Source organism: Peribacillus sp. BM1, from assembly GCF_056679975.1.
On sequence record NZ_CM155259.1, the window covers coordinates 3239338 to 3262801 of the forward strand.

The following is a 23464-nucleotide window of genomic DNA, read 5'->3' on the forward strand; positions in this document are numbered from 1 at the left end:
TCGCGTATACAATAGTACGTGAAGACCGGACTCGGGCAGGATGTGCTGACCTTTGTGTTACGTACAGGACATGCGCGATTTTAATAGAAGGTCATTAATGAGTGACAATGAAATTCGGCAGCACTTTTTATCGGACTTTTTGAACAACCTCTTAAAACGATTAAAGTAAAAATCTTAATATCATAAGCGTCATAACTCCTACAAGGACTGTGCCGAGTAAACTCCTTGTGTAAATAGCTACTAGTAACGTTGGAATTGCAGACAATAGGTTTAAAGTGTTTTCTTGAAAAGAAACTTTATTATCAAGTAAAAGTAATTCGGATGCCAATAAAGCAGCCATTACAGCCACGGGTACATGCTTGAGCCAATTTATTCCCCATTCTGGTATTTCAAGTTTACTTAGGACAATCAGAGGTAATACTCTAGGTATAAATGTAACAATGGCAGATCCAATAATGACGCTCATAATATACCAATTTATCTCCATTTTGAAATCACCAACCCGATTGTAGCTGAAAGTATTGTCGCCAAAATGACTCCAGCACTTCCTGATACGAAAAAGCTTGCCGCTACGACAATAATACCTGAGCTTACTGCAACGATTATATCTGTGAAGTACTTTTTCTGGCTAAGAATTTGTAGAACTAGTAGACCGATAAACATGGCTGGCAAAGCGAAATCTAATCCAAATCGTTCGGGGTCTGGTATCCATTGACCGAAAATACCTCCAGCAATTGTAGCCAGTACCCAATTTAAATAGGCAGCTATATTTAAACCGAGCATCCATTTATAATCTAATTGTTTTTTTGAGTGGGCATGGGTAATAGCTACTCCAAATGTTTCATCTGTTAGTAATGCACCTGTGATAAGATTTTTTGATGTCGTATTTCCCCTAAAATATGGAGCAATTGCTGCACTTAATAGTAGATGTCGACTATTGATGAAGAAAATGGTGACGATAATCGCAGATATAGGATGACTTGCTGCAATCATTCCTGCTGCAATAAACTGACCTGAGCCAGCATAAAGAAGCAGGCTCATTAGTGCAATTTCAATCATGCTCAAGCCTGCAGTCTTTTCAACAACTCCTGCTGCGAACCCAATACTGAGGTAGCCTAATAATGTAGGAATACAATCTTTGACTCCTTGCCAAAAGTTATCTCCCTCTTCCATTACGTTTTTGTTCAAATCTGGACTTAGTTCACTCATTTGTTCTGCTCCTGTTCTGCATGGACTTGTTCACTATTCAACGATGATCATTTTTTGTTTCTTCTATAATAGAAGGTAGCTTGCTGTATATTCTTATGACATCGTCTATTTTCATTCTGACCAGTCCACTTGAAGAAGGAGCAACAAATTCAATCGTTTCTGGAATGACTCTTTCGTCTTGTACACCCCAAAGTATATCTCTTTTTTTGCTGTATTTCTGATACACTCCCTTGCCTACAAAGCAAACTACCTTTGGCTTAAAAGTTATAATTTTTTGCTTCAATTCTTGCCTACCTTGTATGTATTCCTCTTTCGTAATTTCATTAGCCGCTTTAGTGGGCCGTGAAACAATGTTCGTAAATCCATAGCCTAATTCTAATAGTGAGTGATCTTCAATCGGCTGATATTTTCTTGGTGTTAATCCCGCTTCATGGATAATCCGCCAAAAGCGATTGTTCGGATTTGCATAATGATGACCGGTTTCACCAGAGCGGACGCTAGGGTTAAAGCCGACAAAAAGCAGATCCAAATCTACCTTAAGATGATCTAAGATGCTTTCCATTGTACTCCCTCTTTTCATTTCTTATATATCTATTTTACATCCACGTAAGGAATTTCCTACCCGTTTCACAGTATTTATCCTCCAATGGATGATAAATACTGTGAAACTTTTACTTCTATAAAATAAAGCCAAAGGTATTATATCCTCTAGCCTTGTTTTCTTAATCCATCCATCATAAACCGAATTAAGGTTTCAATTTCTACATCTTCATCTAAATCCAAATTATCTTGTTGTAAGACATACCGTGATACGAAATAACCGCCTATCATGGTAAAAATCATTCTTTGAATTGTGTTGCTTGGGATGTCGATAAGCTCACCACGTTCTTTATACATATTAATCACTTTGATAATTCTGTCTAAGATGTTTTCAGCAAAAAAAGGCAGTAACTCTTTCCTTAATTCATCACTATATAAAAGTTCTTTGACAACAATTTGAAATATTTCTTTATTTTCATTAATAAAGTCGATTCGATTTTTTAGTAAAGCTCTCAAAAAGTCCTCAAAACATCCAATGTTTTTTGACATAATTTCACTAAAAACCTCTTCAGCCATCGTAGGGATGGAATCCTTTATAAACGGAAGAATAACAGATAGTAATAAATTATCCTTCGTTCCATAATGGCGAAAAATGGTTCCTTCAGCAACCATCGCTGCTTTTGCTATTTCACTTGTTGAAGTGTTTGCATACCCTTTTTCGGCAAACAGTTTTATAGCAGTTTCAACTATTTTTTGTTGTTTATCTGTTTGTTTCTTTGTTAATTTAGTTTGGGCTATGATTGCATCCAATAGATTGTCTTTAGACAATGAAGACCACTTCCTTTAAACTCTGGACTACTTATAACTTACGGTACTTTTTCAATGCCAATATATTCAGTATAATAAAGATTGTCGCAAATACAACCAATGCGAATAGATCCCCACTTATGTCCTTCAAACCTAGTCCTTTATACATGACACCTTTCAAAGCGTCAGCTGCATAATAGATTGGCATGATTTTACCAATGGATTGTAACCAATTCGCCATTCCTTCAAGCGGGAAAATCCCGGCAAAGAATACTTGTGGAATAACAGCGATTGGAATAAATTGTACCATTTGGAATTCTGAAGCGGCAAAGGTGGATAACAGTGTTCCTAACGACAGAGCGACTAACGCTAGCAGTAAATTAATAAGGATAACATTCCAAACGGAACCTACCATAACCATATCTAATACATTTATTGAATATATTACGATAATAACTGTTTGAATTACAGCAAATATACCAAAACCAACCAAATATGCGGTTACGATTTCTCCTCTGCGAATTGGTGTCGACATTAACCGTTCCAACGTACCAGTCGTTCGCTCCTTTAATAATCCAATTCCTGAGATGAGAAATACAAAAAAGAATACAAAAAAACCAACTAAGACAGGACTTAATACATCAAAAAATGCTGCTTCACTGTTTCCGTATACATATTGTGTATCTATTTCTTTTTTCTGTATTACCACTGGTGCAGCATTTGAATTTAAAATTTTTGATTGAGCTTGCAAGGATACTGATTGGTTTACTTTCATCTGCAAGACTTTCGCTATTGATGGGTCGCTATTTTCTAATGTTAGTACCAGTTTTTCATCCTTTACTTCCAATAAACCATCAAGATCTTCTTCTACGATTGTTTCCTTATCTGCTTGTTCATAATGCTTCAAGTCAATATTTGCTTCGACTAATATTTTTTCGAGGTTATTTTCAACATTCACTACGCCCAATTTAGGGTCGACAGTATTTCCGTTAAATAAGAAATACATTAAGGTTAAAATGATTAATGGTGCAATAAACAGCAATGCTAATGTTCTTTTGTCCCGTAGCATCTCCTGACAAATTCTTTTGATTAATGCCACTGTTCTCATGAATCTTTCCTCCCCGCTTTTAAGAATACCTCCTCTAAATTATCAACCTGGTATTGCGCCTTTAATTCTTTTGGTGTACCCCTAGTTAAGATGACGCCATCTCTTACCATCGCTACAAAATCACATCTTTCCGCTTCATCCATAACATGTGTAGTCACAATGATTGTTTTTCCTTCCTCATTTTTCAAGCGTAACAATTCCTTCCAAATGCTTAATCGCAATTCAGGATCGATTCCTACAGTTGGTTCGTCTAATATTAAGATTTTTGGATTTTGGATTAAAGCGATCGCAAGAGATAATCTCCGTTTCATTCCACCGGAGTATGCCGATACTCTTTTATTTAACTCGTTTGTTAAATTGACTAAATTTTCTGTATAAGTGATACGTTCCTTCATCTCTGTTTTATTCAATTTGTAAAGTGAAGCAAAGAATTTAAGGTTTTCCTTACCTGTTAACTCGGTATACAGGGCATCAGATTGTGCCATGTAACCAATCTCTTGGAGTAATCCTAAATTGGGCATTTTTTCATTTAATACGTGAATCATTCCAGTATCTGGGGTATCCATACCAACAATCATTTTTACTAATGTTGTCTTTCCAGCGCCTGAAGGACCAATAAACCCGTAAATTTTACCTTCTTCAATTGTAAATTCAATTTGATTTAAAACTACTTTTTTGCCAAAGCTTTTGCTCACTTGGTTAATAGCAATACTGACATTCATTTACATTACCTCCTCTAAATAATAAGTGAGTAATTACTCACTTATTATTTCCCTTCTTCATTCTTATGTCAATAAAAAGTGAGTGATTACTTCTTATTTTTAAGGGGCTGGTCCCAAAAGAAAAAGGTCAGACCCGTAACAACTAAATACAGTTTAAGATAAGTGTATAGAACACTACCTACTGATTTAGAGTGCGAGGGCTGATCCTTATGAGTTATCCTATTTCGTTGAATTAGTTTAGCACTTCTTATGCTGTTCCTAATACTACCCCTAATTTCTTTAAATACTGACGATACGCAATACTTACCCGATCACTCTTAAGTGATAGTTCCACTTGCAAATCCAATGGTAAGTCTTCAGGTTTTTGGTTTTCTACGATTGGTTTGTCTTGAGCAAATATCATATCCTGAAACTCAATTATTTCCTGATCTGATTGTCCTGAATCATAATTGAATAACATGACACCAAATGCAACGGACTTCTTCTCTTCAACAGGTAATACCGTTAAAAGAATCACCATCTCTTGCTTTGTTTCATGATCTTTTTTCGTAAAACGAACTGTTAATGGACGAAGGATTTCGTACGTATAGTATACATGCTTCGGTTGCCCTGAACCATCTGGATCTGGTTGATAGATCGCAATCTCACCGGAACGAATACTTTCATCCTCCCAATGTATATCATAATCACCAATAACCGAATGCTCTGGGACACCGAGAAAGCCTCCATGTAAAATAGATAAATGACCAACGTCAAGAAAATTTTCCACAATTCTAGGCGGATTTGCTAATGCTTCAACAGGTCCCCATATCACGCTACGAAAGTTCTCATCATTATATTCAGGAAGATTAAATAACTCTGTACCAGAGTTTTCAAGGTTTACCCAAATTAGTCCATATTTTTCGATACAGCCATATTTAAAAGCCTTTGCTTTCTTTGGAATCGCTCGACCTTCAGGAAGCTGAGGGATGTGAGTACATTCCCCATTCGATTCGTATTCCCAGCCGTGATATGGACATACCAACTTTCCATCTTTCACGCATCCTAATGACAAAGCTGCTCCTCGATGTATACATAAATCTTTAAAAGCATGAACACCTTCTTCATTGCGGAAAAGGACCAGACGCTCACCCATTACTATAACTTGAACAGGTTCTTCTTTAATATCTATCGACCTACTAGCAACGATCCAATCATTTCGTAAAACATCATCTTGTATTAACAACATAGTTCCCCCTCTAGCCAGTTCACTTCAGTTATAATTTTAGAAATATATTAAGAAATTGTCAACAGAAGCCGAATGTTTTTTTAAATAATTAAAAAAATGTTCGTTTTTTTATTTACGAAACGGATTTTTTCTCCTATAATAACGTTTATAACTTTCACAAACATATTTCCGAGGGGGAAAGTATCAGGTGGAACACCAAAAGAGTAATTCAGAAGTATTAGTAGGAATTGATGAAAAAATCAGTGTTGGGAGATCGATTTTGCTTGGATTGCAACATGTACTAGCTATGGATCTCTATATTGCACCAATCATCATCGCCGGCTTATTGGCGCTTGATACGAGTAATACAACGTTCTTTGTACAAATGTGTTTTTTAACAGCTGGTGTTGCGACAATCATCCAAACCGGATTTGGAATTAAACTTCCAGTCGTACAAGGACCATCCTATGTTCCGATCGGTGCTCTTGCGGCAATTGGGGGGAAGCTAGGACTTGGAGCTATTTACGGAAGCTTGATTCCCGGAGCAATTTTAATCGCGTTGCTTGGATACCCATTGAAAGTTTTTGCGAAAACGGTTGTGAAAATAATCCCACCACTCGTTGGTGGAACTGTAATTGTAATTGTTGGAATTTCTTTAATGCCAAATGCATTTAATAGCATTTACACAAGCCCCGGCAACTTAGGTCACAATGTCATTGTTGCAGCTGTATCAGCTGGTGTATTAGTTGCCTGTATGATTCTTGGTAAGCAAGCAAAACACTTTGGGACCTTTTTCAGACTTGTCTCAGTTATTCTTGCAATCATAGCTGGTACAATCACAGCTCGCCTTTTTGGTAAAATTGACTTTTCAGCTGTTTCCGATGCAGCTTGGTTTTCCCTACCTAAGCTATTTCCTTTCGGAGCACCTATATTCGATATGAGTGCTATTTTAACAATCCTCTTTATTTATCTAATTATATTAATTGAAACAACTGGCACATGGTTTGTTGTCTCTAAAGTGACGGATAGTGATTTAACGGAAGAAAGGTTGAATAAAGCTTCATTTGGTGAAGGACTTGGTTGTTTCGTTAGCTCGGTATTCGGCGGAACTCCAATGACAGGATATTCGTCAAATGCCGGAATTATTGCCATCACTGGTGTTGCTAGTCGAATGGCGATTCTCGCAGCCGGTGCGATCTTGATTGCTTTAGGACTTATGCCGAAACTTTCCGCTTTAATTATTTCTATTCCTGAGCCTGTAATCAACGGAATTTTCGGAATCGTCTGTGTCGCTATTGTTATGAATGGATTTAAAGTTATTCAACATGTCGTGGTAGATGATCGTAACATGATGGTGATTGGTATACCTATTCTATTGGCAATCGGTGTAACCGTACTTCCAAAGGACATACTCTATTCTTTACCTGATTTTGCAAACTATCTACTTTCTTCTGGAACTGGTATAGGTGCCATTTCCGCTGTTGTGTTAAATCTGATTATTCCGCACGAAAAACCTAAACAAGGTTTGCAGGATGCTCAGTAAAACCTGGAAAAATCCTTACGTTATAAACGTAAGGATTTTTGTTTTAACAGTGAATTCTGTGATTAGTGGATGATACTTTGTAAAGGACAATAGTTAGATTAGCCTGTTTATCCCCTACCTATTCTTTTTCTTAATTCTCTAAACAAAGTATTGTAGCCTGTTAACCGGGATAAACAAGCTGGTTGGTTTGTTTGGCTTTAGTTATTTCAAAAAAAGGGACAAGACTTAATTGGTTACTTCTTGTACCTTTACAGGCCGATTTAATGGGTTTATGTTTCCCAGCTCATCAAATCTTTGTACTAAATAGTTTTCTATATCGTTATCTAATGATAATTGTTCAGATGAGAATGGGTTTAACTGTGCACTTTCACCAATCAGAACTGAATACTTTGCATGTTGAAACATTGTAATATCATTTGCATCATCGCCAAATGCAATATACTCCCCTTCTTTCACACCTAATTTCTGTAACCCACTCCATTTATCTACTCCTTGTGGGCTTATATCTAAGATTCCTTCATTTCCATGAATGTGAACTACTACTTCCATTTTGCTAAGCTGTTCTGATACTTCTCCCATGTTATTTGAAGTAAGTATCAAGATTTTTACAATTGACTGTAATTTATCCAGTTCAACATTTTTAGCACGTTTTTGTGGGTCAAGGTTATTTAAAATGGGATGAATAGCTGGCCCCGTATAAGCGTAATTCCAATCGCTATCTATTAAGTAAGAAACATTATACGTCTCTAGTAATTGAACAATATCGGTGAGTGTTTCTTCAGCAAAGAAATGGCAAATTTACTTGGCACGACATATCGCCATCTAAATCGAGTTATTCATTCTCTTACTCAAAAGAACATTATTGAAAGAGACAAAAATTCTATTCGTATATTAAATTGGGATGATTTAGATACAGCATCCAATGGAATTAGATATAAGTAAAGATGAATAACACTGATTTCTTCATGGGTTATCCATAAATGTTTACATCCAAATCATCTTTGCATAGTGTATTTAACCAGTTTCTTAAGTATTATTCCACAATCTTTAGTCGTGTAACTTTATTACCACTAAGCAGTTCCTTAATCTACCTTTCAGTTGAGATTTTCTTTTCTCTTTTCATTACAAAAACACCCCTTTTGATAAACAGATCCAAAGGGGTGAAACATCGCAACTTTATTTGAAACCCGTAACAAAATTTAAACTTTTATAAAATATCAAGAGACAAATATGATTTCGAATACCATAAAAAAAAAGTCTCCCCAACTTATTAGATTACATTTTGGGGAGACTTTTTTTCATTAAACACCAGCTTTTAGAGTTTCTTCGACCATGTCAATAAATTGTTCCAATATACGTATATCATTCGTCAACTCTGGATGAAAAGCGCTGACAAGAATATTTTTTTGTCTTGCAGCAACGATTTTCCCTTCATAGTATGCAAGTACTTCAACGTCTTTGCTAGCTCTCTCTCCATATGGTGCACGAATGAAAATCGCTTTAAAAGGCTGATCCAAATTTTTTATATCTATGTTCACTTCAAAGCTCTCACGCTGACGGCCAAACCCATTCCGCCAAACTTCGATATCAATTAATTGTAAATGAGCGGTGTCAGATCCACTTACTTTTTTCGCGAGTAAAACCATACCAGCACATGTTCCAAAGATTGGCTTGCCTTGTTTTGAAAATTGCAGAATCGGTTCCATAAAGCCATAACGATCCATTAGCTTCCGCATCGTTGTGCTTTCGCCACCGGGAAGAATTAAGCCATCGAGCTCTGCTAGTTGGTCAGCTCGCTTTACAATTACAGCTTTTTGTCCAGTTGCTTCTATTTGTTTCACATGTTCACTAATGGCACCTTGTAAACCTAAAACACCAATCGTTGCCATTACCAGCCACGCTCCTGCATTCTTTCTGCTTGCGGTAATCTCGAAATATCAATGCCTTTCATAGCAGTTCCTAATTCTTTGGATAGCTTCCCAATTAAATCATAATCAGTGAAATAAGTTGTTGCTTGAACGATAGCATTCGCGAATTTCTCTGGATCTTCTGATTTGAATATTCCAGAACCGACAAATACGCCATCTGCTCCAAGCTCCATCATTAATGCTGCATCAGCAGGTGTTGCAACACCACCAGCTGCAAAGTTCACGACCGGTAATTTGCCAGCTTCTTTAATTTGTTTCAAAATCTCATAAGGAGCGCCAAGAATTTTTGCTTCAGTCATGATTTCGTCATCGTTCATTAAAGTAAGTTTACGAACCTGTGCTTGCACTTTTCGCATATGACGAACTGCTTCTACAATATTCCCTGTACCAGGTTCCCCTTTTGTCCGTAACATCGATGCTCCTTCACCAATTCGGCGTGCTGCTTCCCCTAGATCACGACATCCACAAACAAATGGAATTGTAAAGCTACTTTTTAATAGATGAAACTCTTCATCAGCAGGTGTCAATACTTCACTTTCATCAATATAGTCCACACCCATGGCTTCTAGCACTCTCGCTTCAACAATATGGCCTATTCTAGCTTTCGCCATGACCGGAATCGTTACAGCATTCATAACTTCTTCTACAATTCGCGGATCTGCCATTCTAGCAACTCCACCTGCTGCGCGAATATCAGAAGGTACTCGCTCAAGTGCCATGACCGCAACAGCTCCTGCTGCTTCCGCAATTCTTGCTTGTTCCGCATTGACAACGTCCATGATGACGCCGCCCTTTTGCATTTGAGCCATTCCTCTTTTAACTGCATCTGTTGCTACTAATTTTTCCATTCTTAATCCCCCTAAAAAAATATTTGCAATTTTCATTTATATTCCTTAGTATAAAAAGAAAGTGGCATCATTAAAAGTGTCAGTTTTCCATTAAACAACGGTGTCAGAGGAGTGATTATTAATTATGAATATGCTTTCATGTGTATTAAATCGGGAAATTACTGTCCCATTATATGAGCAATTATATGAATATATTAAAACAGAAATCATTGAAGGTCGCCTAGAATTCCAGACAAAGCTGCCGTCAAAACGCAAATTGGCGCAGCATTTACATATAAGCGGGAACACAGTAGAGACGGCTTATGAACAGCTAGCAGCTGAAGGGTACTTAGAGGTCAAAGCTAGGAAAGGTTATTATGTCATGGACTTGGAGGATTTAGAATATGCAGGCGCAAAAAGTGATATTTTGCCATTGTATGAATCTAAAAAAACATATGACTATCACTTTCATCCGAGTCAAATTGATACCGAACATTTTCCTTTTGCACAATGGAGAAAGTATGCGAAAAACACGATGGATTTAGCCAATCAAGAGTTGCTATTACTAGGTGATGCCCAGGGAGAATATTCTCTTCGCCGTGAAATTGCTACATATCTATACCACGCACGCGGGGTAATTTGTGAACCAGAACAAATTATCGTTGGTGCAGGCATTGAGATACTACTTCAGCAGCTTGTGTTGTTATTTGAGAGGAATTCAGTTTACGGTGTGGAAGATCCCGGATATCATTTATTTCAAAAAATTATCCAAAGCTATGGTAATCCAACATTCCCACTTGAAGTGGATGAAGATGGCATAAAAGTGGAAAGCATTGAAAAGCACAAGATTAATGTTGTCTATGTGACACCATCACATCATTTTCCTTATGGATCTGTACTTTCCATTAATCGAAGAACTAAGTTACTCAACTGGGCATCGAGCTCTGAGCATCGTTATATTATTGAAGATGATTATGATAGTGAATTTCGTTATACAGGAAAATCGATTCCTTCTTTGCAAAGTATGGATCAATTTGAAAAAGTGATCTACTTAGGTTCGTTTTCAAAATCACTCATCCCATCGCTTAGAATCAGCTATATGGTGCTCCCTAAACCGCTCATGAATCGGTATACGGAGGAGCTTTCGTTTTATCATTCAACCGTATCTCGAATCGACCAGCAAATTTTGACTAAGTTTATAATTCAGGGAGACTTTGAAAAACATTTAAACAAAATGCGGAAGCTATATCGACGCAAATTGGACATTGTTTTGACACTATTTAAGCCCTATCAAAACAAAATCTCAATAATTGGCGAGAGATCCGGTTTGCATATTGTGTTAGTCGTCAATAACGGGATGGATGAAACGGCCCTTATCAATCAAGCTGCAAAAGCAAGTATAAAAATCTATCCGATGTCTGCGTATTCAATTGAGAAGAAAATTGATGCACTTCCGGAGCTTATTCTTGGTTTTGCTGGTATTCCTGAAGCGAAATTAGATGATGCGATTCAACTATTATTGCATGCCTGGGGATTTTCCAGTTAAATGATTAGGAGGAATGTTTTTCGAGGTGGGATACTTCTGTGAAAAAAATCAAAGTGATCCTTACACAACTGGTAAGAACGTTCATAAAATGAATGAACGTTCTTTACTTACTATCAATTCATATAGATAATTGTAGAAATCTTGATATCCTTCTTCTACAGTTGTTTATTCCACCACCATTTGTTATTAAGATACCATTGAATAGTTTGTGTTAATCCTATTTCAAATGAATAGTTCGGTATCCAACCTAATTTCTCTAATTTTGTTGGGTTGATTGCATACCGTTTATCATGTCCTTTACGATCTTCTACAAACTCTAACAAGCTTTCTGATTTTCCAAGTTTATGAATAATCGTTTTTACAACCTCTAATGTTGTTCGTTCGTTATGTCCGCCAACATTGTATATTTCCCCGTTTACACCTTCATGCATAACCAAATCGATGGCTGAACAGTGATCGAACACATGTAGCCAATCCCGAATATTCTTACCATCCCCATAAACTGGAACTTTCTGCTTATGCTCCACTCGTGAAATAGTGAGTGGGATGAGCTTTTCCGGAAACTGAAATGGTCCATAATTATTGGAACATCGTGTAATATTTATGGGCAATCCAAAGGTTTCATGGTACGCACGAACAAGTAAATCTGATGAAGCCTTACTTGCGCTATAAGGGCTATTTGGCAATAGTTTCGACTCTTCCGTGAAATAGGTTGTAGAATCAAAATCAAGTTCTCCATATACCTCGTCCGTTGAAACGTGCACAAACTTTGATAATTTATTTTGATGCGCAGCATGTAATAATATTTGTGTACCTAAAACGTTAGTTCGAACAAAAATTTCAGGATCTGTAATCGATCGATCAACATGGCTCTCTGCGGCAAAATGAACGGCAAAATCAAACTTCTCTTTTGCAAATAAAGCCATAATTGCCTTGCGATCTGTAATATCCATTTTAATAAAGTGGTAATTTTCTCTTTTCTCTACATTCTTATGTTTAGATAGATCCCCTGCATATGTTAACAAATCTAAATTATAAATATGATAATCTGGATATCTATTCATCATTCGTTGAACAAAATGACCACCGATAAATCCCGCCCCACCTGTCACAAGAACTTTCTTTTTCATTTACTTCTCCTTTTTTACTAACATACTTAAATAACGTTCTAAGGCATCTTGCCAAGTTGGTAATGATTTGAAACCGTTACTTTTAAGCTTTTCCTTTGACAGTCGAGCATTTTTGGGCCTTACAGCATTCACAGGATAATCTTCAGATGAAACTACACGTACTTGTACATTGCAATTTGCTTGTTTGAATATTTCCTCAGCAAACTCAGCCCAACTGCAAAAACCTTCATTCGTAGCATGATAGATGCCATATTTATCTGTTTGGACCATACTTATTAACAATCTCGCTAAGTCATGCGTATACGTAGGGGAGCCAATTTGATCACCTACTATCTCTACCTCCTCACGGGATTTCGCAAGATGAAGCATTTTTTTTGTAAAATTATTGCCATTCATCCCAAAAACCCATGAAGTACGTACAATAAAATATTCTTGTAATATATTTTGTACCGCTCTTTCACCTGCATATTTTGTTAAGCCATAGTAACTTCTTGGCCATGGTGAATCTGTCTCCACAAGCGATTTTTCGCCTATTCCATCAAACACATAATCAGTACTAACATACATAAATTTTATATTAAGTTCTTTAGCTACATTCACTAAATATTTTGTACCTTCCACATTAACATCCCAGCAAGTCTTTTTGTCACTTTCAGCTAGATCAACCGCTGTGTAGGCAGCACAATGAATAATTACATCTGGTTTCAAATATCTAATATAATGATACACTTCTTGCTCTTTCGTTATATCTAAATCCCTTCTCCTGGTTCCGTGTACATCTAATCCTTGCTGCATCCCTAGCTTAACAACATCGTAGCCAAGCTGCCCACCGAAACCAGTCACTAATAGTTTCAATTCCTCACTTCCCAAATACAAAATTATGTTCAGCATCTTTTAAAAGTGGTGCTTTCTGGTCTTTAGCTGATACTATAGGTTCATTATGAATCGGCCATTTTATATTGATCGTCGGGTCATCCCAGCGTATTCCTCGATCAAAGTCCCATGCATATTCAGTATCAACTTTATATTGGACTTCAACATTATCTGTTAGCGTCAAAAAACCATGAGCAAAGCCTTTGGGAATGTATAATTGCTTTTTATTTTTCGCATTTAATTCGATGCCCACCCATTTCCCGTAGCTTGGACTTCCTTTGCGTATATCCACCGCCACATCAAAAATTGCCCCATTTGTACAACGGACGAGTTTGACTTGCGCTTTAGGATGTAATTGGTAATGTAAACCTCGTAAAGTCCCCCTTTCTGTAGATAAGGAGTGATTATCTTGAACAAAAACCACCTCTACTCCTAATGTCTTTAATGTTGTTTGGCTATATGATTCAATAAACCAGCCACGTCGATCATGTAATACAGCTGGTTCAAAAGTTAGGACCCCTTTTAACTTGGTTTTAGTAATCTTCATTACGCCACCATACTTTCCTAGAGTAATAATTTTACAGGAATTCAAAACTTTGTAATTTTTATCGCTATTTATCTATCCACTATACGAGTAAGATATTTTCCATAGTCACTTTTTTCTAGTGGTTTAGCTAACGCTAGTAACTGTTCCCTAGAAATATAGCCTTTCCGAAAGGCAATTTCTTCTAAACAAGCTATTCTAAGACTCTGCCGATCCTCAATCATCTCCACGAATAATGAGGCCTGCAATAATGATTTAGGAGTACCAGTATCTAACCACGCAAACCCTCTACCCAAAAGCTCCACATTAAGCTCTCCTTTATTTAGATAGTATTCATTGATGGTCGTAATTTCAAATTCTCCTCGAGGTGATCGTTTAATACTTTTAGCAATGTTAATGACTTGATTGTCGTAAAAATACAAGCCGGTAACAGCATACGTAGACTTAGGTTGAATAGGCTTCTCTTCTAATGATAAGACCTTTCCATTTTGATCAAATTCAATGACTCCAAACCTCTCCGGATCTTTAACAGGATAACCAAATATAGTTGCTCCTGATTTAATAGCTGCCACTCGTTCCAGCATTTTTGTAAAATTATGACCATGGAAAATATTATCCCCAAGTATAAGCGCTACGGAATCTTCCCCTATAAATGGTTCTCCAATAATAAATGCCTGTGCAATTCCCTCAGGCTTTTCTTGAATCATATAAGTAAGTGTAATTCCTATTTGCGAACCATCGCCAAGTAAGGATTGATAACGTGGTTGATCTTCGTCGGTTGTTATAATTAGAATTTCTCTAATACCCGCAAGCATTAAAACCGATAGTGGATAATAAATTAAAGGCTTGTCGTAAACAGGCATTAACTGTTTGGAAACAGCTTTTGTTAAAGGATATAGCCTGGTACCAGTTCCGCCTGCTAGTACGATACCTTTCATATTCAGTCACATCCTTCATAAGACTTTTGTCGATTGTCTAGCAAGATTGAAACATGAAATTACGATTCATCTAATTTATTTTAGTTACTCCCCCCATTTACAATTGGTATGTGTCATTTCATCTACTATGTATGATTTCTACTTCAAATTATCACTTTTCACGACATTAACGTTATACTGCTTTTTTAGTTCAAACAAAATTTATTTCTTGTAAAATATTAGTTCACAAGTACATATATATTTTATTGAATGGAAATCTGGAAGGATGGAGATCGAATTGAAAAAAACAAGTGTAATTATTCTTACCTACAATCAGTTACCTCTAACCATAAGATGTGTGAATAGCATTCAAAAGCACACTGTAATGGAGGAAATTGAAATAATTGTCGTTGATAACGGCTCGACAGATGGTACTGTTGATTATCTTAAAGGTTTACCTTTTATCAAAACTTGTTTTAATCCCAGCAATGTAGGATTCGCGAAGGGTTGTAATCAAGGATTAAAGCTTGCAACTGGTGATTATATTTTATTCATAAATAATGATGTCATTGTGACGGAGAATTGGTTAGATCCAATGATTGAACTACTAGACAAGGAGAATGTAGGGATGGTCGGGCCTGTTAGTAATTATGTCAGCGGGTTACAGCAGATTTCTGTCGATTATCAAGATATTGAGCAGATAGACGACTTTGCTTCTAGATACTGTGAACAGCAACGTGGAAAATCCAGACGCGTACTACGTTTAGTAGGATTTTGTTTATTAACAAAACAAGAGATTTTGGAAAAAATCGGTGGCTTTGATGAAAGATTTGCATATGGCTCATTTGAGGATGATGATCTATGTCTTCGTGCTATACAAGAGGGATACCAGCTACATATCGCTTTAGATTCTTTTATCCACCATCATGGTCATGCAACTTTTAGCGGAAATCAAGATATCGACATTCATTACTTATATCATGAAAATCGTCGAAGATTTATAGATAAATGGCAAATTGATTTAACTTATTTCACTCATCCTCGGCCAGAAATTATTGATTTAGTACCTATTGAATCTGGAAATATATTGGATGTAGGCTGTGGAGCCGGGGCAACCGGGTTAGAACTTTTAAATCGACAGCCTTGTCAATTATATGGGATTGAATTAAATGCATTGGTAAGTTCCATTGCAAAAGCGCATTATGAAACTGTAGATCATACAGATGTTGAAGCACTAGAACTCTCTTACCCACTTAATTACTTCGATACTATTATATTTGCTGACATCCTAGAACACCTAAAAGATCCTTGGAAAGTTATTCAAAATCTGTCTAAATATCTAAAACCTAATGGCTCCATCATATGTAGTATTCCTAATATATCTCATGCTGAGGCACTTATCCCTTTATTACAAGGTAATTGGCATTATACCGATGCGGGAATTTTAGATCGAACCCATTTAAGATTTTTCACCCCTCAAACCGTTCACACATTATTCCCATCTTCCCAATTTGAAATCATCGAACAACGGTATCAGCAAATTGCCGTAGAAACCAATGTAGAGCTTTTCCTAAATGAAGTCATTCATTTAGCGGAGAATTTCGGGTTTAATATGGATCAAGTAGCAAACTACAGTAGGGTTTATCAAATTCTTATCCATGTAACAAAAAGCGGAACGGATGAATAGAAGATCCGATAACGCAGCCACCTTGAACACAGAGAGGAACGGCTAGACCTCAGTCCCGTTCCTCTTGATCTAGCTGCATCTCATTTTAAGGCATAAGCGTATTTATTGGATAAGGAAATATTTACAATAATCACCAGATAAAAAAGCCGACACAAAACGGAAATCATATTCCATTTTCGGTCAACCCATCAAAATATTCTTTGTTGGCTAACATTCTCGGATCGTTTGGCCTATATAGTAGTGCTGATTCATTATGTTTGGAGGCTAGTTGATACTGCCCTAATCGGTCATAGCAAACAGCTAGTTGAAGATGGGGTAGCCATGATGAGCATGCGTTGTTTTGAAAACTTAATTTGTCTGTTTCTTTATTTTCCAGGCTTTTTTCATACCAATAAATAGCTGATTGGATTTCATTCTTTTCTAAAAATAAAAAACCTAATCTACAACATGTTTCCGGCTGAGGGATTCCATAAGAGAGCGCTTTTAATGCCCAATGTGCTTCTTGTTCTTTAAGGTTGAATTGATGGTAGCAATCTGCTAATTTGTTACATGCACGAATATTATCTTCCACCCACCCTTTTTTGGTTCTTAGAAAACGAAGATAATATTCAATCGCTTTTTTATATTCTCCATGATCAAGTAGTTCATTTGCATAGTAAAATAAATCTCGCGGAGAGAATTCTTTTTCTTCAGATAGCATTTTTTCATATATACCTAAGTTACGATTGGCATCGTGAGTAAGCGGCAAATGTGTCACTACGATACTACTATCATGTATAATCCCATGAACAGCTAAATATTCATGTACCGACCCAATCCAAAGGAAGTGGTTTTCCCTTTTAACTAAGCGATTTCTTCTTATACTTGTCGTTACATTTTGTTCTTCATCAAAAGCGAGGTGATAGTTCATAGAAACTGAATCTATGTTTTGATTCAAAGTTTCTTTAAGGTGAAGTAGTTTCCTTTGATCAGGTTCTTGAATGACATCATCTGCATCCAACCATAATATATAGTCTTTTGTCGCTTGATTAAATGAATAGTTTCGGGCAGCTGCAAAATCATTAACCCAAGAAAAATCAAAAATCCGATTTGTATAAGAGCTCACAATATTTTTTGTGCGATCAGTAGAACCGGTATCAACAATATTTATTTCATCTACGATATCACAGACAGTTTCTAAACAGCGACCAATAACATCTTCTTCATTTTTCACAATCATACATAAACTAATAGTAATCAATAACTCCCCCCCTATTCCTTTCATAAATGTATGCAAAATTAATATTTTATTTCCAATATAATTAGGAATAGTGGGAGTATTCTTCGATGAGGGAACATCCACCTTAATCTAAGGATACTAGTTTATTAATTAAATTCTGATATTGTTTCTGATTTCAAAACTAATCACACAAAAACCAAACTGGAAATAAGGTTTTTGTGTAACAATATAATTAATTTAGGTCAAACTTCCCCCTAAGATATCATAGCTAATATAGACAATTAATTGATTGTAATCCCCGCACTTGCATAACCTGCAACAGTAGTAAGAAGAGTAATACCTGTTCCTGTTACAGAAAATACCATCAATAGTCGATCTCTTGCAGCTACTGGAATGGTCAATCCTGTAGTAAGCCCTTGACTAATAGCACCAATTGCAATTACTCCATTTAGAGATGGTGTTAACGTTACTGATGCTCCAGGAATTGCAGTAAATGTGTTGTTAGCCGTTGGTCCAGCTGATTTAAAGAGTTGGGCAGTAACAGTTACTGATGATGTTAAGAGACTTAATGCCACTGTAGTACTGAAGAATCCGGATATTGAAGTAATCGTACCACTTCGTGGAACTGTAAATGCCATATTAAGAAGTGTTCCTGCAGCGCCTGTTAGATCAATGGTTGTTCCTCCTACAAGAACAGCAGGAGCAGAATTCCCAAATCCGATTAGACCTGTCGTCCCAGCTAATCCACTTACAAGCACAGTCATTACAACTGGAATCCCTGATGCATATGGGATTATAGCACTAGAACCCGTGACTCCTGTTACTCCTGTCGCTCCCGTACTTCCGGTTACACCGGTTGCCCCCGTGCCTCCCGTACTTCCGGTTACACCGGTTGCCCCCGTGCCTCCCGTACTTCCGGTTACACCCGTCGCTCCCGTGACTCCTGTACTTCCGGTTACTCCGGTTGCTCCGGTACCTCCTGTACTTCCGGTTACTCCGGTTGCTCCCGTGCTTCCTGTACCTCCGGTTACACCCGTCGCTCCCGTGACTCCTGTACTTCCGGTTGAGCCTGTTGCTCCCGTGCTTCCTGTACCTCCGGTTACACCCGTCGCTCCTATGCCTCCCGTACTTCCAGTTGAGCCTGTCGCCCCCGTATCACCTGTACTTCCAGTTACTCCGGTCGCCCCCGTACCACCTATACTTCCGGTTACTCCGATCGCTCCCGTATCACCTGTACTTCCGGTTACTCCGGTCGCCCCCGTACCACCTATACTTCCGGTTACTCCGGTCGCTCCCGTATCACCTGTACTTCCGGTTACTCCTGTACTTCCAGTTACACCCGTACTTCCGGTGGCTCCTGTACTTCCGGTTACTCCGGTCGCCCCCGTACCACCTATACTTCCGGTTACTCCGGTCGCTCCCGTATCACCTGTACTTCCGGTTACTCCTGTACTTCCGGTTACTCCTGTACTTCCGGTTACTCCTGTACTTCCAGTTACACCCGTACTTCCGGTGGCTCCTGTATTTCCGGTTACACCGGTCTCTCCTGTACCACCTGTACTTCCGGTTACTCCTGTTGCCCCCGTGCCTCCCGTACCTCCGGTTACTCCGGTCGCCCCCATGCTTCCTGTACCTCCAGTTACACCCGTCGCTCCCGTGCTTCCTGTACCACCTGTACTTCCAGTTACTCCTGTTGCCCCCGTTGCCCCCGTGCCTCCCGTACTTCCAGTTACACCCGTCGCTCCCGTGCCTCCTGTACTTCCGGTTACTCCTGTCGCTCCCGTGCCTCCCGTACCTCCGGTTACTCCGGTCGCCCCCGTGCCTCCCGTACTTCCAGTTACACCCGTCGCTCCCGTGCCTCCTGTACTTCCGGTTACTCCTGTCGCTCCCGTGCCTCCTGTACCTCCGGTTACTCCTGTTGCTCCCGTGCCTCCTGTACTTCCGGTTACTCCTGTCGCTCCCGTGCCTCCTGTACCTCCGGTTACTCCTGTTGCTCCCGTGCCTCCTATTGAACTGGGTACATTTACATTAACCTCGACTTTTTGTTCTATATTCCCGTTACGATTCTTTTCTCCATAGTCTGGATATTTTTTATTTTTACAGTTACAGTCACTTGACCCACAATTTGAACAATACATATATGAACTCATATATATACCTCCTCGCGACACTGAGGTATCATATGAATCAAAAATTAAATCTGAATAGGACTAATGCCCATTTTTTCTGTTTTTAAGAACACAAAAGGCCTAAGGGCACCGAAGATGAAATTTGATTCAAAAAAATCATACCTTTTTTCCTATCAATAAGTTAAATCGTCTAATGACAATAAAGTTGTCCCTCTTGAGAAGGTTATATCATCATTAACTTTACTATTCTATTTACGTTTACAAAAATTTCTTTTGGTAAAATTTCAAAGTGGTAAAGCTTTTAGCTTCCTATTTAATAGCTACTCAGCCTCTATATAAAAATTCAAGATAAAGGAGGTAACGGGTGCGAAGAGTTACCTCTCTTTGGTTATATGACATACATCTATTGTTCCCGTTTCCATCAACTCTTGCAGGGTGTGGAAAATAGACTTTCCTTGTTTTTTTAAGGTACTGATGATACTTCTGACTCGTAGAAAATTGTCAGCTCCATAATCGCTGTGAAATGAACCATTCACTTTTTGATGGACTTTAATTGAACGGATATCCCATTCCGCCTGATTGTTGTCAAACGGAATAGTTGGATGGAACAGAAAAGCAAGTACGGCATCTTGATGATTCCGAAGACGATCAAGGAGATTACGTGCTGGGCTTTGTTTAGGTCGTCCACGCGATGATTTTTCCTTTTCGATGAAGGGATGAAGTTGTTCTAGGTTTTGCCGGTATTCCTGAAACAAAATTAGATAAAGCTATTCAGTTATTATTGCAAGCTTGGGGTTTCCAAGTTAAATGATTAGGAGGAATGTTTTAAAAAGGTTATCATCATGAAAAATATTAAGCTGAATTAAATAGGTTGAAATACAAAAAACTGAGTGTGGATTGCGCACTCAGTTTTTTGTACTCTATAAAATTCACGAATATCGATGGATCATTTCAAGCAGTTTATTTTTTAAATTAGGGATATCAACAGTTGTAACCGTTAAACGAAGATTTGTTTCATCCATGGACAGTCTCTCTGCTAAAAAGCTACCTAAGCCTCTTGCCTGTCTGTCGATTTGGATCATGATATCTACCGAATTTGTCTGTTGTTGTGAAAATACAATTTCAAGTTCGTCAAGTTTGCCTCGGAACAAGCCACTAATTGGTACGAATTCAAATTCTTGAACAAATGGCAATCTTCCTCTTAATCTACTTGGTGCAGCTTCACATTCAACTTCACGGAGACGGAAGCCGAGATCCTGAACAGCACTGATAACTTCATGCATAAGTTTTGAAGGCCGAATATCAATAAAATCCTTATCGGACGGATCCATGGAATTTTTAATATCAAGCCCAGTTTCTATCCATACCTTCGTTTTTCCACCAGTAATCGGCGAATCCATTGGTACTGTAATTGATAAAGGAAATTCTTTCACTTCATTTGGTGCAATTGTAAACTTCTCAGAAATACGATATTTGCCGATTACGCCTTGTTGGGTATATTTTTTATCATCTGATTCCTTTACATATGTAGTGATCAGTGATACATAAATATCAGCAATTTCCTGTCCGATGTTGCCGCCTCTTATTTCAACAATTCCAGTAATCTGTTCCCCCACTATGACCTGGCTATTATATAATTTTGTATCAACTTTAGCCGCACCGATTCCCACACTCGCTAAAATTTTATTAAACAACGACATAGTCATTCCCCCTTTGAAATGTACCTTCATATTTATGAAAGGTTAACTTTTAGTATGCAATTGAATTTTTATAAAAGATTCACTTTTACCCATCCTCTGACACTATTAATGAACCAAATCTCATTAGCTGACTTAAGTTCTGTAATATGAACAACTCTTTCATTCACTGTTCCATTTTGTATTAATTCTTCACGGAATGTACCAGCAAGAAGTCCAGAATATAGAACAGGTGTTACAAGCTCTTCGTCGATTTTCAAGACTACATTACCGTTTGTAAATTCAGTTATTTCTTCCCTTTCATTCCAAAGTAAAACATCAAAATAAGTAGGACATTGGTCTTTATGTATTTGATAAATTGTACGATTTGTTGTTTTGTGGTATAAAAACAAATCATTGCTTGAAACAGACTTCTTAGCCAATGCAACATTACATATTTTATCTGGATAGGGGAGCAAATCTTCAACTTCAATTGTAAATTTTCCTGTGTTCGAAACAAGTAAACGTACTTTTTTAGAGCTGGTTTCGTGTTGATTTGCAAATTGTTCAAGAGCAGCCTCAATAGTTGGAATAGAAAGGCTGATACCAAAATATTTTGCAGAATTTGAAAGTCGTTTCAAATGGTTTTCAAGCAAAACATATTGACCATTCTCAAGCTTTAGCGATTCAAGCAATTCAAAGTCAGGTGTTTCAGTCGTAAGCAATGCAGCTTTCAAGAAGGCCTCATCATACTCTTCTGTAAAACTCGAATCCCAGGTTATACCACCGCCAACCCCGTATTGGGCAGTCCCTTCCTGCGAATCAATTACAACGGTTCGAATCGGTACATTAAAAGCAGCTTCATGATTAGGAGAAATATAGCCAATGGCTCCACAATATACTTCACGTGGCGCTCCTTCCAACTCTGAAATTATTTTCATCGTACTTATCTTCGGAGCACCTGTAATTGAACCGCACGGAAACAATGCTTTGAAAAGATCAATTATTGTAGTTCCCGGTTTTGTTTTTCCCGAAATGGTCGAGGTCATCTGCCATACTGTTGGATATTGTTCGATTTCAAATAAGCGATCAACAAAAACACTTCCTGCTTCTGCAATTTGCCCCAAATCATTTCGCAAAAGATCAACAATCATTAAGTTTTCCGCACGATTTTTCTCAGAATCTTGTAGCCATTGTTGCCGTTCCAAATCCTGTTCAATGGAATTTCCTCTTTTCACTGTTCCTTTCATCGGTCGAGTTGTCAGGGTATCCTGTCTCCAATCAAAAAAAAGTTCAGGTGAAGCAGATAATATTTTATATCTACCAGTATGTAAATAAGCACTATAATTGGAACTTTGCGCTTTAGCTAACTGACGATAAAAGGAAAACTCATCACCGATAAATGAGGAATTCAATCTCAGCGTATAATTGACTTGATATGTATTGCCCTCTTCAATTTGCTGTTTAATCGTTTGAATTGATTCCTTATATGTTTTATAAGTTGTCTTGGATTGCCAATCGGTAAGAGTGAAATCAGTTAGTGTTTCAGTTAATTGCTGATTTTCGAATTTTTCAAAAATCCCAAACCAAAGCAATGGCATTTTATTTCCTTCTGCCACTTGATAGGCAGAGTCAAACGCAGGAGCTGCTTCGTATGACAGATACCCGGCTGCGTAAAAACCTGCATTCACTTCTTTTTGGATATTTTCTAAGGCTGTTAACACTTCTTCTATTGTATGTGCTTCAATAATTTTGATTGGATTTTGAAAGTACATGCTTTCTTTATTGAATTCTAATAGCAGACAGATGTCTTCATCTTTATTATTCATGATATTTACCTCGTTTACATAAC

The 23464-nt window shown here is 37.7% G+C and carries 22 protein-coding genes and 1 pseudogene; 4 read left to right on the forward strand and 19 right to left on the reverse strand.

The window, feature by feature from the left end; translation table 11 throughout:
• Window positions 1-160: 160 nt before the first annotated feature.
• From AC1MGI_RS15655 to AC1MGI_RS15685, 7 genes are all read right to left on the reverse strand, one after another.
• Window positions 161-487, reverse strand: a complete 327-nt coding sequence (locus AC1MGI_RS15655; RefSeq protein WP_062179347.1) for an AzlD domain-containing protein — start codon at window positions 485-487, stop codon at window positions 161-163.
• Window positions 478-1209, reverse strand: a complete 732-nt coding sequence (locus AC1MGI_RS15660) for an AzlC family ABC transporter permease (protein WP_480346066.1) — start codon at window positions 1207-1209, stop codon at window positions 478-480. Before AC1MGI_RS15660 ends, AC1MGI_RS15655 begins: the two co-directional genes overlap by 10 nt.
• Window positions 1210-1246: 37 nt before the next feature.
• Window positions 1247-1771, reverse strand: a complete 525-nt coding sequence (locus AC1MGI_RS15665) for a mismatch-specific DNA-glycosylase (protein ID WP_480346067.1) — start codon at window positions 1769-1771, stop codon at window positions 1247-1249.
• Between the two features lie 146 nt (window positions 1772-1917).
• On the reverse strand, window positions 1918-2577 hold the full coding sequence (locus tag AC1MGI_RS15670) for a TetR/AcrR family transcriptional regulator (RefSeq protein ID WP_480346069.1): 660 nt from the start codon (window positions 2575-2577) through the stop codon (window positions 1918-1920).
• Window positions 2578-2608: 31 nt separating this feature from the next.
• Entirely contained in the window at window positions 2609-3664 is a 1056-nt protein-coding gene (locus AC1MGI_RS15675) for an ABC transporter permease (protein ID WP_480346070.1), read from the reverse strand.
• The gene (locus AC1MGI_RS15680) at window positions 3661-4386 is read right to left on the reverse strand and encodes an ABC transporter ATP-binding protein (protein ID WP_480346072.1); all 726 of its coding nucleotides are present in this window, start codon (window positions 4384-4386) and stop codon (window positions 3661-3663) included. Before AC1MGI_RS15680 ends, AC1MGI_RS15675 begins: the two co-directional genes overlap by 4 nt.
• A 247-nt stretch (window positions 4387-4633) precedes the next feature.
• The gene (locus AC1MGI_RS15685) at window positions 4634-5611 is read right to left on the reverse strand and encodes a Rieske 2Fe-2S domain-containing protein (RefSeq protein WP_480349808.1); all 978 of its coding nucleotides are present in this window, start codon (window positions 5609-5611) and stop codon (window positions 4634-4636) included.
• Between the two features lie 190 nt (window positions 5612-5801).
• Between AC1MGI_RS15685 and AC1MGI_RS15690 the strand changes: the two genes are divergently transcribed.
• Complete coding sequence (locus AC1MGI_RS15690; protein ID WP_480346074.1) at window positions 5802-7136, forward strand: uracil-xanthine permease family protein; 1335 nt, start codon at window positions 5802-5804, stop codon at window positions 7134-7136.
• 225 nt (window positions 7137-7361) lie between these two features.
• On the opposite strand, the pseudogene AC1MGI_RS15695 reads toward AC1MGI_RS15690, so the two are convergent.
• A pseudogene (locus tag AC1MGI_RS15695) lies at window positions 7362-7868 on the reverse strand (HAD hydrolase family protein); the annotation flags it as partial.
• 57 nt (window positions 7869-7925) lie between these two features.
• On the opposite strand from AC1MGI_RS15695, the gene AC1MGI_RS15700 reads away from it, so the two are divergent.
• Window positions 7926-8078 (forward strand): helix-turn-helix domain-containing protein, encoded by a 153-nt coding sequence (locus tag AC1MGI_RS15700; RefSeq protein WP_480346076.1) that lies wholly within the window; start codon window positions 7926-7928, stop codon window positions 8076-8078.
• 359 nt (window positions 8079-8437) lie between these two features.
• Here the strand turns inward: AC1MGI_RS15700 and pdxT are convergent, their stop codons facing one another.
• Together pdxT and pdxS are read right to left on the reverse strand one after the other, a co-directional pair.
• A complete protein-coding gene (gene pdxT / locus AC1MGI_RS15705; RefSeq protein WP_480346078.1) occupies window positions 8438-9025 on the reverse strand; it encodes a pyridoxal 5'-phosphate synthase glutaminase subunit PdxT in 588 nt (195 codons plus the stop codon).
• Window positions 9025-9912: a pyridoxal 5'-phosphate synthase lyase subunit PdxS gene (pdxS, locus tag AC1MGI_RS15710; RefSeq protein ID WP_062179315.1), complete on the reverse strand. Its 888-nt coding sequence runs from the start codon at window positions 9910-9912 to the stop codon at window positions 9025-9027. The genes pdxT and pdxS overlap by 1 nt, the downstream gene beginning before the upstream one ends.
• 124 nt (window positions 9913-10036) lie before the next feature.
• Between pdxS and pdxR the strand changes: the two genes are divergently transcribed.
• On the forward strand, window positions 10037-11437 hold the full coding sequence (pdxR, locus tag AC1MGI_RS15715; RefSeq protein WP_480346079.1) for a MocR-like pyridoxine biosynthesis transcription factor PdxR: 1401 nt from the start codon (window positions 10037-10039) through the stop codon (window positions 11435-11437).
• 155 nt (window positions 11438-11592) lie between these two features.
• Here the strand turns inward: pdxR and rfbB are convergent, their stop codons facing one another.
• From rfbB to rfbA, 4 genes are all read right to left on the reverse strand, one after another.
• Window positions 11593-12567 carry a dTDP-glucose 4,6-dehydratase gene (rfbB, locus tag AC1MGI_RS15720; protein ID WP_480346080.1) on the reverse strand — a complete coding sequence of 325 codons (975 nt, stop codon included), beginning with the start codon at window positions 12565-12567 and terminating at the stop codon, window positions 11593-11595.
• Entirely contained in the window at window positions 12568-13422 is an 855-nt protein-coding gene (rfbD, locus tag AC1MGI_RS15725; RefSeq protein WP_480346082.1) for a dTDP-4-dehydrorhamnose reductase, read from the reverse strand.
• A 4-nt stretch (window positions 13423-13426) separates the two neighbouring features.
• Window positions 13427-13987, reverse strand: coding sequence for a dTDP-4-dehydrorhamnose 3,5-epimerase (gene rfbC / locus AC1MGI_RS15730; RefSeq protein WP_480346083.1), 561 nt, complete (start codon window positions 13985-13987; stop codon window positions 13427-13429).
• A 68-nt stretch (window positions 13988-14055) separates the two neighbouring features.
• Window positions 14056-14922: a glucose-1-phosphate thymidylyltransferase RfbA gene (rfbA, locus tag AC1MGI_RS15735; RefSeq protein WP_480346085.1), complete on the reverse strand. Its 867-nt coding sequence runs from the start codon at window positions 14920-14922 to the stop codon at window positions 14056-14058.
• 265 nt (window positions 14923-15187) lie between these two features.
• On the opposite strand from rfbA, the gene AC1MGI_RS15740 reads away from it, so the two are divergent.
• A complete protein-coding gene (locus tag AC1MGI_RS15740; protein WP_480346087.1) occupies window positions 15188-16588 on the forward strand; it encodes a glycosyltransferase in 1401 nt (466 codons plus the stop codon).
• Between the two features lie 163 nt (window positions 16589-16751).
• On the opposite strand, the gene AC1MGI_RS15745 is transcribed toward AC1MGI_RS15740, so the two are convergent.
• From AC1MGI_RS15745 to pabB, 5 genes are all read right to left on the reverse strand, one after another.
• A complete protein-coding gene (locus tag AC1MGI_RS15745; RefSeq protein WP_480346089.1) occupies window positions 16752-17828 on the reverse strand; it encodes a tetratricopeptide repeat-containing glycosyltransferase family 2 protein in 1077 nt (358 codons plus the stop codon).
• 260 nt (window positions 17829-18088) lie between these two features.
• The gene (locus AC1MGI_RS15750) at window positions 18089-19957 is read right to left on the reverse strand and encodes an exosporium glycoprotein BclB-related protein (RefSeq protein WP_480346091.1); all 1869 of its coding nucleotides are present in this window, start codon (window positions 19955-19957) and stop codon (window positions 18089-18091) included.
• 353 nt (window positions 19958-20310) lie between these two features.
• Window positions 20311-20691 carry an IS66 family transposase gene (locus tag AC1MGI_RS15755; protein WP_480346093.1) on the reverse strand — a complete coding sequence of 127 codons (381 nt, stop codon included), beginning with the start codon at window positions 20689-20691 and terminating at the stop codon, window positions 20311-20313.
• Between the two features lie 174 nt (window positions 20692-20865).
• Window positions 20866-21636, reverse strand: a complete 771-nt coding sequence (locus tag AC1MGI_RS15760; protein WP_480346095.1) for a sporulation protein — start codon at window positions 21634-21636, stop codon at window positions 20866-20868.
• Between the two features lie 68 nt (window positions 21637-21704).
• On the reverse strand, window positions 21705-23441 hold the full coding sequence (gene pabB, locus AC1MGI_RS15765) for an aminodeoxychorismate synthase component I (protein WP_480346097.1): 1737 nt from the start codon (window positions 23439-23441) through the stop codon (window positions 21705-21707).
• Window positions 23442-23464: the final 23 nt, after the last annotated feature.